At 45.0% G+C, this 14,954-nt stretch carries 14 protein-coding genes and 5 tRNA genes; 3 read left to right on the top strand and 16 right to left on the bottom strand.

What is annotated here, in order from left to right; all coding sequences use genetic code 11:
- Positions 1-19: 19 nt before the first annotated feature.
- Both FYJ57_RS04770 and FYJ57_RS04765 read right to left on the bottom strand, forming a co-directional pair.
- Positions 20-748, bottom strand: coding sequence for a 3'-5' exonuclease (locus FYJ57_RS04770; RefSeq protein ID WP_117524792.1), 729 nt, complete (start codon positions 746-748; stop codon positions 20-22).
- A gap of 117 nt (positions 749-865) precedes the next feature.
- Positions 866-2,617: a B12-binding domain-containing radical SAM protein gene (locus FYJ57_RS04765; RefSeq protein ID WP_154431715.1), complete on the bottom strand. Its 1,752-nt coding sequence runs from the start codon at positions 2,615-2,617 to the stop codon at positions 866-868.
- A gap of 176 nt (positions 2,618-2,793) precedes the next feature.
- Here FYJ57_RS04765 and FYJ57_RS04760 point away from each other — a divergent pair.
- The 3 genes from FYJ57_RS04760 (at position 2,794) to FYJ57_RS04750 (ending at position 3,147) form a co-directional block, all read left to right on the top strand.
- A tRNA-Phe gene (locus FYJ57_RS04760) sits at positions 2,794-2,866 on the top strand.
- A gap of 114 nt (positions 2,867-2,980) precedes the next feature.
- Positions 2,981-3,051 (top strand) — tRNA-Gly (locus FYJ57_RS04755).
- Positions 3,052-3,075: 24 nt separating this feature from the next.
- Positions 3,076-3,147 (top strand) — tRNA-Gly (locus tag FYJ57_RS04750).
- Positions 3,148-3,193: 46 nt separating this feature from the next.
- Here the strand turns inward: FYJ57_RS04750 and FYJ57_RS04745 are convergent.
- The 14 genes from FYJ57_RS04745 to FYJ57_RS04680 form a co-directional block, all read right to left on the bottom strand.
- On the bottom strand, positions 3,194-3,448 hold the full coding sequence (locus FYJ57_RS04745; RefSeq protein WP_154431714.1) for a hypothetical protein: 255 nt from the start codon (positions 3,446-3,448) through the stop codon (positions 3,194-3,196).
- A gap of 182 nt (positions 3,449-3,630) precedes the next feature.
- Positions 3,631-3,716: transfer RNA gene (locus tag FYJ57_RS04740), tRNA-Leu, on the bottom strand.
- Positions 3,717-4,148: 432 nt separating this feature from the next.
- A tRNA-Tyr gene (locus FYJ57_RS04735) sits at positions 4,149-4,230 on the bottom strand.
- 105 nt (positions 4,231-4,335) lie between these two features.
- Positions 4,336-6,504, bottom strand: coding sequence for a glycoside hydrolase family 13 protein (locus FYJ57_RS04730; protein WP_154431713.1), 2,169 nt, complete (start codon positions 6,502-6,504; stop codon positions 4,336-4,338).
- Positions 6,505-6,602: 98 nt separating this feature from the next.
- Positions 6,603-7,262 carry a YczE/YyaS/YitT family protein gene (locus FYJ57_RS04725; RefSeq protein WP_154431712.1) on the bottom strand — a complete coding sequence of 220 codons (660 nt, stop codon included), beginning with the start codon at positions 7,260-7,262 and terminating at the stop codon, positions 6,603-6,605.
- A 347-nt stretch (positions 7,263-7,609) separates the two neighbouring features.
- On the bottom strand, positions 7,610-9,478 hold the full coding sequence (gene ftsH / locus FYJ57_RS04720) for an ATP-dependent zinc metalloprotease FtsH (protein ID WP_277663660.1): 1,869 nt from the start codon (positions 9,476-9,478) through the stop codon (positions 7,610-7,612).
- Positions 9,479-9,636: 158 nt separating this feature from the next.
- The gene (hpt, locus tag FYJ57_RS04715) at positions 9,637-10,173 is read right to left on the bottom strand and encodes a hypoxanthine phosphoribosyltransferase (RefSeq protein WP_022171066.1); all 537 of its coding nucleotides are present in this window, start codon (positions 10,171-10,173) and stop codon (positions 9,637-9,639) included.
- Complete coding sequence (gene tilS, locus FYJ57_RS04710) at positions 10,166-11,614, bottom strand: tRNA lysidine(34) synthetase TilS (RefSeq protein WP_154431711.1); 1,449 nt, start codon at positions 11,612-11,614, stop codon at positions 10,166-10,168. Before tilS ends, hpt begins: the two co-directional genes overlap by 8 nt.
- Positions 11,615-13,093, bottom strand: coding sequence for a SpoIIE family protein phosphatase (locus tag FYJ57_RS04705; RefSeq protein WP_154431710.1), 1,479 nt, complete (start codon positions 13,091-13,093; stop codon positions 11,615-11,617).
- Positions 13,094-13,249: 156 nt separating this feature from the next.
- Entirely contained in the window at positions 13,250-13,507 is a 258-nt protein-coding gene (locus FYJ57_RS04700; protein ID WP_022171063.1) for an FtsB family cell division protein, read from the bottom strand.
- A gap of 7 nt (positions 13,508-13,514) precedes the next feature.
- Positions 13,515-13,988: a spore cortex biosynthesis protein YabQ gene (gene yabQ / locus FYJ57_RS04695; protein ID WP_328597433.1), complete on the bottom strand. Its 474-nt coding sequence runs from the start codon at positions 13,986-13,988 to the stop codon at positions 13,515-13,517.
- A gap of 12 nt (positions 13,989-14,000) precedes the next feature.
- On the bottom strand, positions 14,001-14,279 hold the full coding sequence (gene yabP / locus FYJ57_RS04690; RefSeq protein WP_106491738.1) for a sporulation protein YabP: 279 nt from the start codon (positions 14,277-14,279) through the stop codon (positions 14,001-14,003).
- Positions 14,280-14,401: 122 nt separating this feature from the next.
- On the bottom strand, positions 14,402-14,641 hold the full coding sequence (locus FYJ57_RS04685; RefSeq protein ID WP_022171060.1) for an RNA-binding S4 domain-containing protein: 240 nt from the start codon (positions 14,639-14,641) through the stop codon (positions 14,402-14,404).
- 7 nt (positions 14,642-14,648) lie between these two features.
- A complete protein-coding gene (locus tag FYJ57_RS04680; RefSeq protein WP_022171059.1) occupies positions 14,649-14,924 on the bottom strand; it encodes a non-specific DNA-binding protein Hbs in 276 nt (91 codons plus the stop codon).
- Positions 14,925-14,954: the final 30 nt, after the last annotated feature.

The following is a 14,954-nucleotide window of genomic DNA, read 5'->3' as shown; positions in this document are numbered from 1 at the left end:
CCACATATTCATTTTTCATTCACCTCTTCATGCGCCCGTACCGGGCAATAATCGTATCGATTTTCCTGGATGCCTCATTTTTCGTTAAGCTGTCAACAGACACATCCAGTTCTATTTTATGATATTTCACCAGATCATTCAAGTATGCTTTTTGTGCCGGTGTGATCGGACCGCGTCGTTTTACCTTATACTGTAACTGTTTCGGCTGAAAGATCCGCTCCTGCCCTTCTCCTGCGATCCGTATCAGATGTTGATACAGTTCATGGGTTGCCAGTGCGTCGTGATACGCCCGGTGTGCATGTGCCCGGTCGATCTGAAAATACCCGCACAGATTCGTCAGGCTCCTGCTCTCCAGATCCGGAAGCAGCGTTCTTGCGATCTTCAGAGTATCAATTCCATTTTTTTCAAAAGGAATCTTCTGATCCGCCGCCTGATGCTTCAGAAAGCTGTAATCAAAGATCAGGTTGTGTCCCATCAGATCCAGTTCCCCGCAGAAATCCAGAAAGGCACGCACTGCTTCTGCCGGTGTCGGCTGTCCTGCTACCATCTCCTGTGTAATTCCCGTTAATTCCCGGATCTTCTCCGGAATCTTCATCTGCGGATCTGCAAACATACAAAAGGTATCTGCCACCTCTCCGTCCAGAACCTTGACCGCTCCGATCTCCAGGATCCGGTCCTGAGACGGATACAACCCAGTGGTCTCCAGATCCACAACCACATAGCTGGACGGACATGCTGTTTTTTCCATCGTATTTTCTTTTCCTTTCTCTCTTACCCTTCGTCTTCTCCTACTAACTGCTCCCTGTACCGGAAAACATACTTCTGCTCATCTGTCATCCGTTTTTCCCTGCCAGTCAACAGGTAATTATTTTTGCATTATGTCAACCAATGATAATTTTACCATTTTCGCATCGTACGTCAGTACATCCCTGCTCCGGTAATCAAACAGGATCCAGCACGGCTCGCTCACTCCGGTATCCGGATCGTAGTCCATCCGCTCCAGATGGGTCATACGCGCCAGCTGTTTCTCATCATATCCTTCATACTCCGGCAGATACTCATGTGTCTCTTCTTCCTTCAGATAAAACTCCCGGATGTCTCTCTTATACGCTTTCAGATCCTTTGCCCATGCCGGTCTGGTTTTCATATTTTCTCTCGCATACAGATCACAGATCATCAGCTGCCGGTAATATTCCATCTGCTCCTCATCTACATATTCCTGCAGGAATTCCTGTAAAATCTCGTATCGGCGGATCCTGGTATGCGGAATATCCATATACCCCTTCTTATCATAAAATGCTCCCAGAGCCTCATACAGTGCAAATGGATTGTCAAATAATTTTTCTATCGCACGCAGGGTTTTTCCGAACTGATTACTATTATAATAGACTTCCACCATCTCTTCCACCAGTTTCAGTCGCAGAACGTCATCATATGGCAGCCACCTAGTATACAGCACCTCGTAAGGCTCCCGGCTCTGACATACACAACCGTACTCCGGCGCCGCCTGATACATAAAGGATCCCTTTAACACTTTCAGAAATCCCAGCTGCAGCTGCTGCGGCCGCAGCTGATAGACATCACAGAATGATTTTCCAAACGAATCATAGTCTTCATATGGAAGACCCGCGATCAGATCCAGGTGCTGATGTACGTTATGTCCTTCCTGCACCCGTGTCACCACCTCGGATACCTGAGAAAAATCCATTTTCCGGTGGATCTCCCGGATCGTATCCGGATTCGTCGACTGCACACCGATCTCCAGCTGGATCATTCCCGGACGCATCGTGCGAATCAGTGCGATCTCTTCCTCATTTAACAGATCCGCTGCCACCTCAAAATGAAAATTCGTGATCCCGTTGTCGTGAGCGATCAGGTACTTCCAGATCGCCATCGCATGATCGTGTTTACAGTTAAAAGTCCGATCCACGAATTTTACCTGTGGCACGTTATGATCCAGGAAAAACTGTAATTCCTCTTTGACCAGTTCAAGATCCCGGAACCGCAGTTTCTTGTCGATCGAGGAGAGACAGTAGCTGCAGGAGAACGGACAGCCCCTGCTCGACTCGTAATAAATGATACGGTTTTCGAATTTTTTCAGATCTTTGTAGACAAACGGAATCGTACTCAGATCCGTGATTCCTCTCCAGGGATTCTCCTGGATCTGATCCCCGTCCCTGTAGGTAATTCCCTCAATCTTCGCCAGTTCTGAGATGCCTTCCAGATAAAAGCCCGCCAGCTCCAGGAAAGTCACTTCCCCTTCCCCTTTCATCACACCTGTCACTTCCGGATGCTCCTCCAGCACCTTCCGCGCATCATAGGACACTTCCGGTCCTCCCAGCCAGATGGCTGTGTCAGGAAGCACCTTATGCACTTCCCGGATCAGATTCCTCACATAGGAAATATTCCAGATATAGCAGGAAATGCACAGGACCTCCGGATGATCGCGATAAATCCCCTTTAAAATATCATCCGGGTTCTGATTGATCGTATACTCCGCCAGGCCAATCTGGTTCTGATATTTTTTCGCATACGCCTTTAAGCTGTATACCGCCAGATTGGAATGGATATATTTTGCATTGATTGCTGCCAGCAATATATGTTTTCTTTCTGCCATTGCATTATAACCTCCGAATGGCTCTTATTATACTGTATCTTTCCGGTTATCTCAATAGTCACTCGCCGTTCCCTGTTTACAAATATATGAATTTTCTGTTCTTGTATTTTTTTACAAAATTTGGATTTTATATCTTGCACTTTCAAAAAAAGTATGCTAATATATATCTCGAGCTTGCCCAGATAGCTCAGTTGGTAGAGCAGAGGACTGAAAATCCTCGTGTCACTGGTTCGATTCCGGTTCTGGGCATTATCGGTTCATCCGATGCCAGGAACAAAAAACTTTTCAAAAAAAGTTAAAAAAGTTCTTGACAATCTCGACTGGATAATATATACTACATTATGTTGTCAGCGACAAACACTTGCGGGTGTAGTTCAATGGTAGAACACCAGCCTTCCAAGCTGGATACGTGGGTTCGATTCCCATCACCCGCTTTTAACTGAATATCAGTTATTTATGCACGAGTGGCTCAGTGGTGGAGTATCGCCTTGCCAAGGCGAGGGTCGCGGGTTCGAATCCCGTCTCGTGCTTTTTTGCTATCTAAAATCGGGAGCAACAAATTCGTTGCTCCCGATTTTAGATTTCAAGTCTGTCAATAATCTCCACTATCTCATTATAATTCACAAATTCATTTACTATTTGATAATCCTTTATTCCTGCTAAAACAGTTATCGCTAATAATACAAGAAATATCTTTTTAAACTTTTTCTTCTTAAATCTTATAACACCAAATATAATCGTCAGTACTACCAGCACAAAAAGAAATATATTAAACACTATAAACAGTATTCCCAAAATTCCTATGAAAGGTATTACACTTAAACTTCCCATATATGCTCCCATCAACCATTTGCTGCATACCCATCTGATCCCTGCCTCAATATCGACAATAGCACTTTGTCATTTCCTTTTCAAGCTTTTGGCAGAGTATTTTTAATTTGCAGAAAAGCAATTTCCTGTAAATTAAAAAAGAGAAACGCTGTATCTTCAACGTTTCTCTTATCTTCAACTACTGCCGCAGACCGGAATCGAACCGGTACGGGTATCACTACCCACGGGATTTTAAGTCCCGGGCGTCTGCCAGTTCCGCCACTGCGGCATATACATATGAATACGGCTTCAATCGTGGGCATACGTGCAAGCACTGTCCCAGCTAGCTAACTTTCATACGCACTAATGGATGGAGGTGGATTTGAGCCTTTTTGCTATCATTTCAGCAATCTTAACTCTGAACTACCTTTATCCGATGGATGGAGGTGGATTCGAGCCTTTTTGCTATCATTTCAGCAATTTCAACTCTGAACTACCTTTATCCTAATGGATGGAGGTGGATTCGAGCCTTTTTGCTATCATTTCAGCAATTTCAACTCTGAACTACCTTTATCCTAATGGATGGAGGTGGATTCGAACCTTTTTGCTATCATTTCAGCAATTTCAACTCTGAACTACCTTTATCCTAATGGATGGAGGTGGATTCGAACCTTTTTGCTATCATTTCAGCAATTTCAACTCTGAACTACCTTTATCCTAATGGATGGAGGTGGATTCGAACCACCGAAGCAATTTGCAGCAGATTTACAGTCTGTCCCCTTTGGCCACTCGGGAATCCATCCATATCTTGTCAAAGCATTCACACGCTCTGACAAGATAGAATTATAACGCAATCTTTTTTAAATTGCAAGTCTTTTCTAACTGATTTGCAAGATATTTTTAGTTTTTTAATTATTGAGAACTGTGGATGCATCTCCCTCTTTCTCAGCAGCTTCTTCGTCCTTCTTCTGTGGAAGTTCACATCCCCTGCACAGGACAATTGCTTCCAGCGGGGACATCTCCAGTTCCAGGTAGCCTGCCACTACCGGGTATTCTTTCTGTTCCATATCGTAGGCGATGGCGTTGCTGTCAAGAATTCTGGTCATGGTAGTATCGACACTTCTGCTGATACCGGTCTCCCATACCGGAATCTCTACTTTCTTGTTTTCGTTGTTGTTATTGATGACAACGACAACCTGCTCGTTTTCATTGAAACGCCCAAAGGAAATCAGATTATAGTCTTCTTTCAGCATCTTTACAGATCCGTATTTTAATACCGGCAGTTCTCTGTGCATCCGGATCGCATCCCGGTAGAACTGTACCAGATACTGATCCTCATGTCCCCACGGATACGTTCTCCGGTTATCCGGATCGGTGAAACCACAGACACCGGCTTCATCTCCATAATAAACAGTAGGAGCACCCGGCCAGGTCATCTGAATGGCAACTGCTTCTCTTAAAATAGCCTTGTTGATTCCTTCCTCGGCTGCTCTCGCGCCAACTGTATTGATACGTCCTACACGGCTGTTGGTTCTCGTAAGAAATCTGGAATGATCGTGATTATCCAGCTCGTTCATCGCAGTCAGAAGAGACGGTGCATAGAATCGTGAACCGTTATAGCGCATGGAATCACGGAAACACTCTGCATTCCCTTTCAGATCCTGCCGGTACTGATCACTGTGCTTTTCAAGTCCGGTCAAAAACCAGGAAATCGGCTCCATAAACGCATCATAGTTCATAACGGTATCCCACTGATCTCCCTGCAGCCACGGACTGGCATCTCCGTAGTGTTCTGCGATAATGATCGCCTCCGGATTGGCCTCTTTTACCACCTTTCGGAACTGCCTCCAGAACTTATGATTGTACTCTGCACTGTGCCCCAGATCCGCTGCCACATCCAGACGCCAGCCATCCACGTAAAACGGTGCAGAAACCCATTTTTTCGCGATGCGCAGGATATCCTCGTATAGTTTTTCAGAATCTTCATAATTCAGCTTTGGAAGTGTATTATGTCCCCACCAGCCGTCATAGAATTCATTGTAAGGCCAGCAGTGTTCATTATGGAACTTAAAAAAGCTGTGATACGGGCTGTCTCCACTGATAAATGCGCCTTTTTCGTAGCCCGACTGATTTTCATAGATCCGTTCCCGGTCCAGCCATTTGTTAAAGGATCCACAATGGTTAAATACACCGTCCAGGATCACTTTCATGCCTCTTTTGTGGATCTCTTCCACCAGCTCGATGAACAGCTGATTGCTGGCTTCCAGATTTTCTTTGTTGGTCACACGGTCAATATATCGTTTGGCATGGGTATTGTCTTTGTCCCAGTCTGCCAGCAGATTACCCTCGTCGTGAACGATCTTTCCAAAATGCGGATCCACATAGTCATAATCCTGAATGTCATACTTGTGGTTCGACGGTGATACAAAGATCGGATTCAGATAGATGACTTCCACACCGAGATCCTGCAGATAGTCCAGTTTATCCATAACACCCTGCAGATCGCCACCGTAGAAATTGTTCACGTCCATATTGTCCGGGATCTTGCTCCAGTCTTCGATCCGTCTGCTGTGACCGGAAATATAAAAATATTCATTGGTCAGCACATCGTTGGAGCTATCCCCGTTATAAAAACGATCCACAAAAATCTGGTACATTACCGCACCTTTTGCCCAGTCCGGTGTATGGAATCCCGGGATAATACCAAAAGAATACTGTTCCTGCAGCTGACGGGTCACACCAAGTTCATTGTAATAACAGACAATTTTTCCTGCCCGGATCTCAAAATAATAATGGATCGGTTCACTTCCCACCGGAATCTGAATCGCATAATAATCAAATCCTTCCCGGCTCTTCTCCACTTTCATCTCTTTGCGGATCGTACCGCTGATAAAATAAACAGCATCTACATTGTTTTTCAGTGTCCGGAATCGAACCGTGACGATATCTCCCGGTTCCGGTTCCATCGGTGTTCTGTACTGTGCTGTCTCATCGCTGTATAAGGCCCGTTTATTAAATACCGGTCGCATTTTATTGATATATTCCTGTGCACGGAGTACATTATTCAAATCTTCCATGTTTTCCCTTCCCTTCTCGCAGTCGCTTATATGTAACCGTTCAGTACCCGCGCAGGATACCGCCTGCTAAATAGTTACACTTATATTCTATTTTATTCTCATCCTTCTCCTGTCAGTGCAGGAAAATGCTTTTTCATGATATCACCAAGCCACTGGATCACAGGCCCCAGAGCCAGGATCATAATGACAGTCATCGCTCCAATCTTTCCGCCAAAGGAAAACCCGATCATAGTTACCGAAAAATCAAAGGCGATCCGTATCACCTTAAACGGTACTTTTGGCAAATGTCCGGAAATAATAATTGGAATGGCATCATACGGAGCTGTTCCCATATCCACATCCACATATAAAGCAACTGTCAGAATGAACAGTATCACCGATGGAATCAGTACTGCGATCCGAACCGGCAACGTGGTAAAAAAATCTGCCGGCAGTACCCGGTTCCAGATCCATGTGAAGAAGTCTACAAAGTATCCGATGAGAAACATATTCGCCAGTGTTCCAAAGCCAAGATTTCTTCCTCCGAAGATTACAACCAGTACCAGAAGCACCGTGTTCATCAGTGCCTGCCAGTTTCCAAAACTCATACCGATCTTTGCGGAAATCGCTTTGTTCATCATACTGCACGGATCTGTTCCCATATCCACCAGCAGTAACAACGACAATGCAAATCCCATTCCGAATACTGCCAGCAGTACCACGCCAAGTCTCCGCCAGAAATGTTCTTTCTGATAAAATCCCTGCAAAATCGCTTTCATATATCGCAAACTCCTTTATTTTCTGCTAATACTTTTCCATTTTATCATAGCTTCCTGTGAATTGCAAATATTATTTTCCCGTATAAGCCACGATTTTTCCGTTATTGATAGCAGGGCACCGGACTTGAGCCGGCGAACCGGTTATTGATATGCAAGAAAGAAAAAAAGACAGCCAAAGCTGTCTTTTTTGGAGAAGGTATTTCTCTTATGGGGTGTAGCAAAAACTATATAATGTATTGGGGGGTTTTTACAGTTATTATAATAGCATGTAGCCAGGGAAAAGTGTGCACAAACATGGATTTTTTTTGTACAGTTTTTTATTCATTTTTTTACAGATAAAAAATCTCTTATTTTTTCTCTTCGGAATTTTGTACAATTTCCCCGGAAGCTGCCGCATTTTTTTCCTCTTCGAATAATTTTTCGAATTCTGTTCTTCCAATCTTCTCTTTTTCCAGAAGAAGCTGTGCACAGTGTTCCAGAACATATCTGTGTGCCTGGATACTTGCTTTCGCTTTTACATAACACTCATCGATAATTTCTTTTACTTCCCGATCAATCGCTGCCGCTGTCGTCTCGCTGAATCCACGGCTGTGCGCCAAATCTCTGCCGATAAAGACTTCGTCCTGCTCATCACCGTAGGTCACCATACCCATATTGGCAGACATACCGTATTTTGTCACCATTGCTTTGGCGATGCCTGTGGCACGGCGGATATCTTCGGATGCACCGGTGGTGATATCGTCAAAGATCAGTTCCTCTGCGATTCTTCCACCAAGGCATACTTCAATATTTTCCAGCATCTTTCCTCTGGTATTAAACATCTCATCCCGGTTCGGAAGCGGCATCGTATAACCCGCTGCACCGGCTCCCGTCGGAATAATGGAGATTGTATACACCGGATCCATCTTTTCGAGCACATGGAACAGGATTGCGTGACCTGCTTCATGGTACGCTGTGATCTTTTTCTCTTTTTCCGAGATCACGCGGCTGTGTTTTTCCGTTCCGATACCGACTTTGATAAATGCTTTCTGGATATCTTTCTGGCAAAGGAACTGACGATCCTCTTTTGCTGCCAGGATGGCCGCTTCATTCAGCAGATTCTCCAGTTCCGCTCCTGTAAATCCTGCGGTGGTCTGTGCGATCTGTGCCAGATCCACATCATCTCCCAGGGGTTTGCCCTTTGCATGAACCTTCAGGATCTCCTCTCTTCCGCGGACATCCGGTGCACCTACCGCGATGGTACGGTCAAATCGTCCCGGACGAAGAATGGCCGGATCCAGGATATCCACACGGTTGGTTGCTGCCATCACGATGATTCCCTCATTAACCCCGAAACCATCCATCTCTACCAGTAACTGGTTCAGCGTCTGTTCTCTTTCGTCATGACCGCCGCCCATGCCGGTTCCTCTTCGTCTTGCCACAGCATCGATCTCATCAATAAAGATAATACACGGGCTGTGACGTTTTCCTTCCTCAAAAAGATCACGGACACGGGAAGCACCAACACCGACAAACATTTCCACAAAATCAGATCCTGAGATAGAAAAGAACGGAACGCCCGCTTCCCCTGCAACTGCTTTTGCCATCAGTGTCTTACCGGTACCCGGAGGGCCTACCAGAAGTACACCTTTCGGGATTCTTGCACCTACTTTGTTATATTTATCCGGGCTTTTCAGGAAATCAACGATCTCTTTCAGATCTTCTTTTTCCTCCTGCAGACCGGCAACATCACGGAAAGTAAATCGTTTGCCGGATGGTTGCGTCAGCTGTGCACGGCTTTTGCCAAAATTCATCATTTTGCTTCCGCCGCCACCGCTTCCGGCGTTTCTTCCCATCAGCATAAACAGCAGGATCACCATCACACCAAGAGAGGCGATCGGAACACCCACGCTGAGCAGTTTACTTTCCTTCGGTACATCTGTCATCTGATAAGATACATTTGCATCTTCCAGCATCTGACGTACTTCTTTGACATCGTCAATATACATATCTTTACTTCTTCCGTTCATAAGAACCGCAATCAGCTGGCCGGTAGGCGTCTGCTGGTTCTGATGAATCACTGCCTCTGCCACCCGATGATTTTCCAGATCCTCTTCCAGTTCTTTATAGGAATAGTTATTCTGCGTCTGCAGCTTCTCGCCAAGATAGGACAATCCGACAATCATCAGCACCATTACAATCAGCCAGACTCCTACCCCTTTCAGTTGTTTTGACACGTTGTTTCTCCTTTCGGGTCTGAGGTACGCAGGAAATCTCTACGAAATATTTTCCGGAAGATACCCTGCGTACACTCTATATTTTTTTCAGTCTGTGACTGTTTTTATTCATTTATAGTAACTGTTCAGTACCTTCACAGTTACGGTTTCCCAGGTTATTATTCTTCTCCTGCACCCGGTTCTACCACGCCGATAAACGGCAGATTTCTGTAACGCTGTGCGTAATCCAGACCATAACCTACAACAAATTCATCCGGAATATTAAAACAGGTATAATCTACATGTACTTCTTTCACACGACGTTCCGGTTTGTCCAGCAGTGTACACAGTTTCAGGCTTGCCGGATTTCTCTTTTTCAGAATCTCGATCAGATAACTTAAAGTACGTCCGGAATCAATGATATCCTCCACGATCAGAACATCTCTTCCTTCCAGCGGCTGATCCAGATCTTTCACAATTTTTACAACACCGCTTGATTTCGTGTCATCTCCATAGCTGGATACGGACATAAAGTCCATGGTTACCGGTACACTGATTCTTTTTGCAAGTTCGCATGCAAAAAATACGCCACCTTTTAATACACAGATCAGATGTACGCATTTTCCTTCGTATTCTTTGCTGATTGCCGATCCTATCTCCTGAATCCTCTTTTCTACATCCTCTTCGCTGATCAATACACTGATTTTATCACTCATGAGTACTTCCTCCTTTAATCTCTGCCTGTAAGATTCGACTGCTTTGCTCCTTCACTTTATACGCTGCGCTGATTCTGTCTCCTATGATCCACAGGATCTCAGAACCGTCTGCCAGAAGCCACAGCTGATCCCGTTCTTCCACCGGGATCTTTCGGTCGATCAGGTAATCTTTCAGTTTCTTACTGCCTCCTCCGTCAAAAAGACAGATCCGATCTCCCGGCTGTCTGTGTCGGATCACCAGTTTCTGTTCTATTCTATCATAATCAAACCATTTCGTATACTTCTTTTCCTGTATTTTCCCAAAATCACGGGAAATCAGACTTACTGTAAGAATCAGATCTCCTGCCTGAAAAGATTCTGACTGCGAACTCTGTACCGTTACCGGAATTGCTTCATTTTTTCCGGTATTGCTGGTTTTTTCTTTTTTCTGTCCCAGCAGAATCCCATCATAGGTTCGCCTTGCCTGCATCTCATAAGGAAGATCTCTTCTTGCCCCTACCTTCTGTTTCCATAACTGCTGCACCGCTTCTATATGGATTCTGGTAAAATTCTTCTGTTTCCCTGAAATCTCTTTTAAAAGTGTGTGTATGATCTGCCGGCTGATCAGATCCGGTTCTTTTTTCAGTGCTTCTAAAAGTATAGCACCATCTGCATCTTCTTTTACATATTGTTTTCTCTCTTTCTCTGCCACCCGGGCAAGCACTTCTCTGGCTTCTTCCAGTTCTTCGCTCAGCTGTGCCATATGCCTCACTGCCTGTGGATTAACCTCTGTTTTCAGTTCTTCCAGCACATGATGCCGGATCCGGTTTCTGGTATAATCATCTTCCAGATTACTGCTGTCTGTTCTCCAGGACTGTCCTGCCTCTTCCAGATATGCCAGAATCTCCTCTTTTCCCAGACAGAGTAATGGCCGGATCCGATTGCCGGATACCGGTTTCAGGCTGCAAAGACCCGCTATGCCTGTTCCTCTCACCAGGTGATGAAGCATCGTTTCCGCAAGATCATCCTGATGATGGGCAAGAGCAATCTTTCCTCCGCCGGCCTCTTCACAGACTTTTGTAAAACACCGATACCTTGCAAGCCTTCCCGCCTCCTCAAGACCTGTTTTTTCCCGGTTGGCAATTCCCTGTACATCCTCATGAAACACCTGGCAGACAATTCCTTCTCCTTCACAGAGTCGTCGAACAAAGGCCTCGTCATCATCTGCCTCCTTCCCCCGCAGCTGATGATGTACATGAACCGCCTTCAGCGAAATTCCCCATGATTCTTTCCACTTTGAAAGGAGCTTCAGCAGGCACACCGAATCTGCCCCACCGGAAATCCCCAGTACAATGGTGTCACCCGGTTCGATCATGTGGAATTTTTCCACATATGTTTTCACTTTCTGTTCTGTTTTCCACATCGTTTTATCAGTTTGTCCACTTCTGCCTTTTGTAGTCATTTATTTTCTCCATATTCCCGCAACCAGGACTGTCATGTCATCTTTTGCCCGGTAGTCTGCATACTGTAATGTTTTTTCCAACAGATGCCTCCCCAGTTCTTTTGGCATCTGTTCCTGTGCCTGCAGAATCCACTCCTTTAAGATTTCTTCTCCGGGCTCTTCCCCAAAAGCATCCAGTACACCATCCGTGACCATTACCAGATAATCACCGTCATATAATTTTTTTGTTGTTTTTTCAAATTCCAGTTTCTGTACCAGTCCTGCTGCCATACTGGTAGAAGTGATCGTCTCCACCCAGTTGCCTCTCCGTATAAACGTTGTAGCAGCCCCTGCCTTTAAAAATTCGCAGATGCCCGTATACAGATCCAGCGAACACACATCCAGGCTGGAAAACATCCCACCTTTTCGCTGTAAGATCAATGCCGAATTCACCATTCGTACCGCTGTCTCTCTGGAGAACCCCGAAGTTACGAACTGTTCCAGTAATTCTACCACAGTTTCACTTTCCTTACTCGCCTCCATACCGGACCCCATCCCATCCGAAAGACACATCGTAAATTGTTCATCTGTGGCTGCACAGGCATAATTATCCCCGGAAATCGTCTCCCGTTCTTTCGTGACTCTGGCCACACCGTAAAGCACTTTATAGTTCACATCCTCACAGAACAGTACCGTACGCCACTCGCTGTTCAGTACGGCCTTACTGTCCTGTGACGGAACCATCCGACAGCCACACACATGTGAAAGATGCTTCGCGACTTCTTTCATGGTCAGACATTGTCCTCCCCGTGTGCGCATCGTGAGGGAAATCCGTTTCTTTTCGTCCTGTCGATCAAGAAACCAGATCTGTTTTACCAGGATTCTCTGTTTATGCATATATTTTCGCATCCGCTCTTCTTCCTCATCCGGCAGGATACACACCGCACTGACATCAGACGAAATTTTCCGGATCGTCCGCGCCACCTCCTGTAGCTGTTCCGCCACAGCAATCCTGTTTTCAATCAGCCGATTGCGATACAACAATTCTTCTCTGGTTTCAAAAAAGATGCGCTGCAGCTCCTCTGTAAACCTGAAAGCCTGGTGGCACTGCCCAAGCCATTCACTCTGTGCACGTAAAAAGCGGTCGGGATTGCCCTCTTCTATGATCTGCAACAGTTCAAATACCTGCTGGCTGGTTCGCGGATCAAGATCTGACCAGCAGTTTTCTCTTCCGGAGCACTCCATGCACACCCGCTGTTGCACCTGCACAAACATATCCTGTACTTCTGCCTGGCTCAGCTGTTCCTGCCTGCTGGGCATCTCATAGAACGTATGAGCAAGTTTCTGTAAAGACCGTGCATACCGGTCAATTTTTTCTTTCTGTGGATAAACATCGTATACCGGACGACCCTTTTTTCTCCCCGTGAAAACAAGTTTTGCCATGTCCCGTAGTATCAGCACTGCACTGACTGCGAGCATGGCAACCATCCATATCTGCATGCATCCATAACCCCCTTACGGCATCTTACGCTGATAACTGCTTCCTCTTTTCACAGTTACTCCTGAAAACTTATTATAGATGACATGCTGCAAAAAACTTGTCAAACAGACAGGCTGTCCGGTCAGAAATTTTTGACACGAACAGCCATTTTTTGCTTATTTATTTTCTTTAAAGATAATCTCGTTGTCCTTTACCAGACCGATCTTCTCTTTTGCAATCTTTTCCGCATATTCGTCGCTCTGCATATATTCCTGCATATCTTCAATATCTTTGGTACGGGCCTCTTCTGTCGTTATCTCTTCTTCAAGCTGAGCCTTTCTGTTTTCATTTGTCTGATATTTCACCTGCAACGAATGCTCTTTGAAAGCAAGCAATACCACCAGCATACAGACTACCATACTGATAGAAATCATCGCGACTCTATTCTGAACCTTTATCCGTCGTGCTCCTGCGTTTTTTCCTCGCGAAGCACTTTTCCTTTTTTTCATTCCACACTCCCTTACTTTTATCTATCCCCGGGCCTTTACGTATTTTTAAACAGAATTTACGCATTTTTACAAGTAAAAAAATTGTAACTCTTTGTAAACAAAAATGCAACCTTTTTGCCAAAATAAATGCAAATTCTCTATAAAAATGCCCGATTCCCCAATACCAGACACCTGCTCCCAGCAAAATTCCGCAAAGCAGATAACACCGCACGCTTCCCCCGTTCTCTCTCAGACACATAAAAAATAAAAAAAGCCCGGCTGCGCTCCAAAACAAAATATCCACCGCAGTATCCAGACTTTTCACCCGTTTTCCTATTATCCGAAAGATTCGGATCCCATCATAAACCAGAACAAGAAGAGCACCGCAGATCATACTTTGTACCAGCAGTTCCAGCTCTCTCCCCATATAGGTGCTCATCTACTGAAACAGCCTTTTTAACAGGCTTCCTTTCTTTTTTTCTTTTCTCCCCTGTGTATAGATCAGACTGTCTACTTTTCCCTCAATCTCTGCCTCTCCCTTCTCAAGCTCCAGACGGCATACATGGAGGCTGCTTCCCCTGATCGCCAGTGTACCCTGGCTCGTTTCCATAAAAATGTTTTCTTCATCAAATGATTTCATCTCAGTGACCCCGGTGATCAATCCATGCCCTCTCTGTTCCAGATGGAGGCTGTGCGTTACTTCTTTCTTTTCTTCCATATAAAAATCCCTCCATACAATGTACTGATACATTATATGAAGGGATCCTACTTCTCATGTTATTTCCTTCGCTGTTCCTCTGTGCCCTCTCAAAAGGCTTATGCCGGACTGTCCTTTTTGCTCTACAGATAACGATACAGTTCCTGAGCCTCTTCTTTCTTCACAGTCTCCTGTACATTCAGCACTTCCACTCTGACAGCTTTGCTGCCGAACTGGATCTCCAGAACATCTCCTTCCTTCACCTGTGCAGACGCTTTCGCCGGGCGGTCATTGATCAGGACTCTTCCTGCATCACAAGCCTCATTTGCCACAGTTCTTCGTTTGATCAGGCGGGAAACTTTCAAATATTTATCTAATCTCATAAGTAAATTATTCGTTTACCAGATCTTTCAGAGCTTTTCCAGCTTTAAATTTTGGAGCTTTGGAAGCTTTGATCACCATGGATTCACCGGTAGCCGGGTTTCTTCCTTCTCTTGCTGCTCTTTCAGATACTTCGAAAGTACCGAAACCTACCAGCTGTACTTTTTCTCCTTTTTTCATTTCTTCAGATACTACATCGATAAAAGCTTTTAAAGCAGCTTCTGCATCCTTTTTAGATAACTGTGTCTGTTCAGCCATAGCTGCAACTAATTCTGTTTTGTTCATGATATTCCTCCTGTTTCGTAAATTAGTAAT

The organism is Oliverpabstia intestinalis (assembly GCF_009696065.1).
Classification (GTDB): domain Bacteria; phylum Bacillota; class Clostridia; order Lachnospirales; family Lachnospiraceae; genus Oliverpabstia; species Oliverpabstia intestinalis.
The sequence above is the reverse complement of the archived record's forward strand: the minus strand, read 5'-3'. Positions and strand labels throughout refer to the sequence as shown.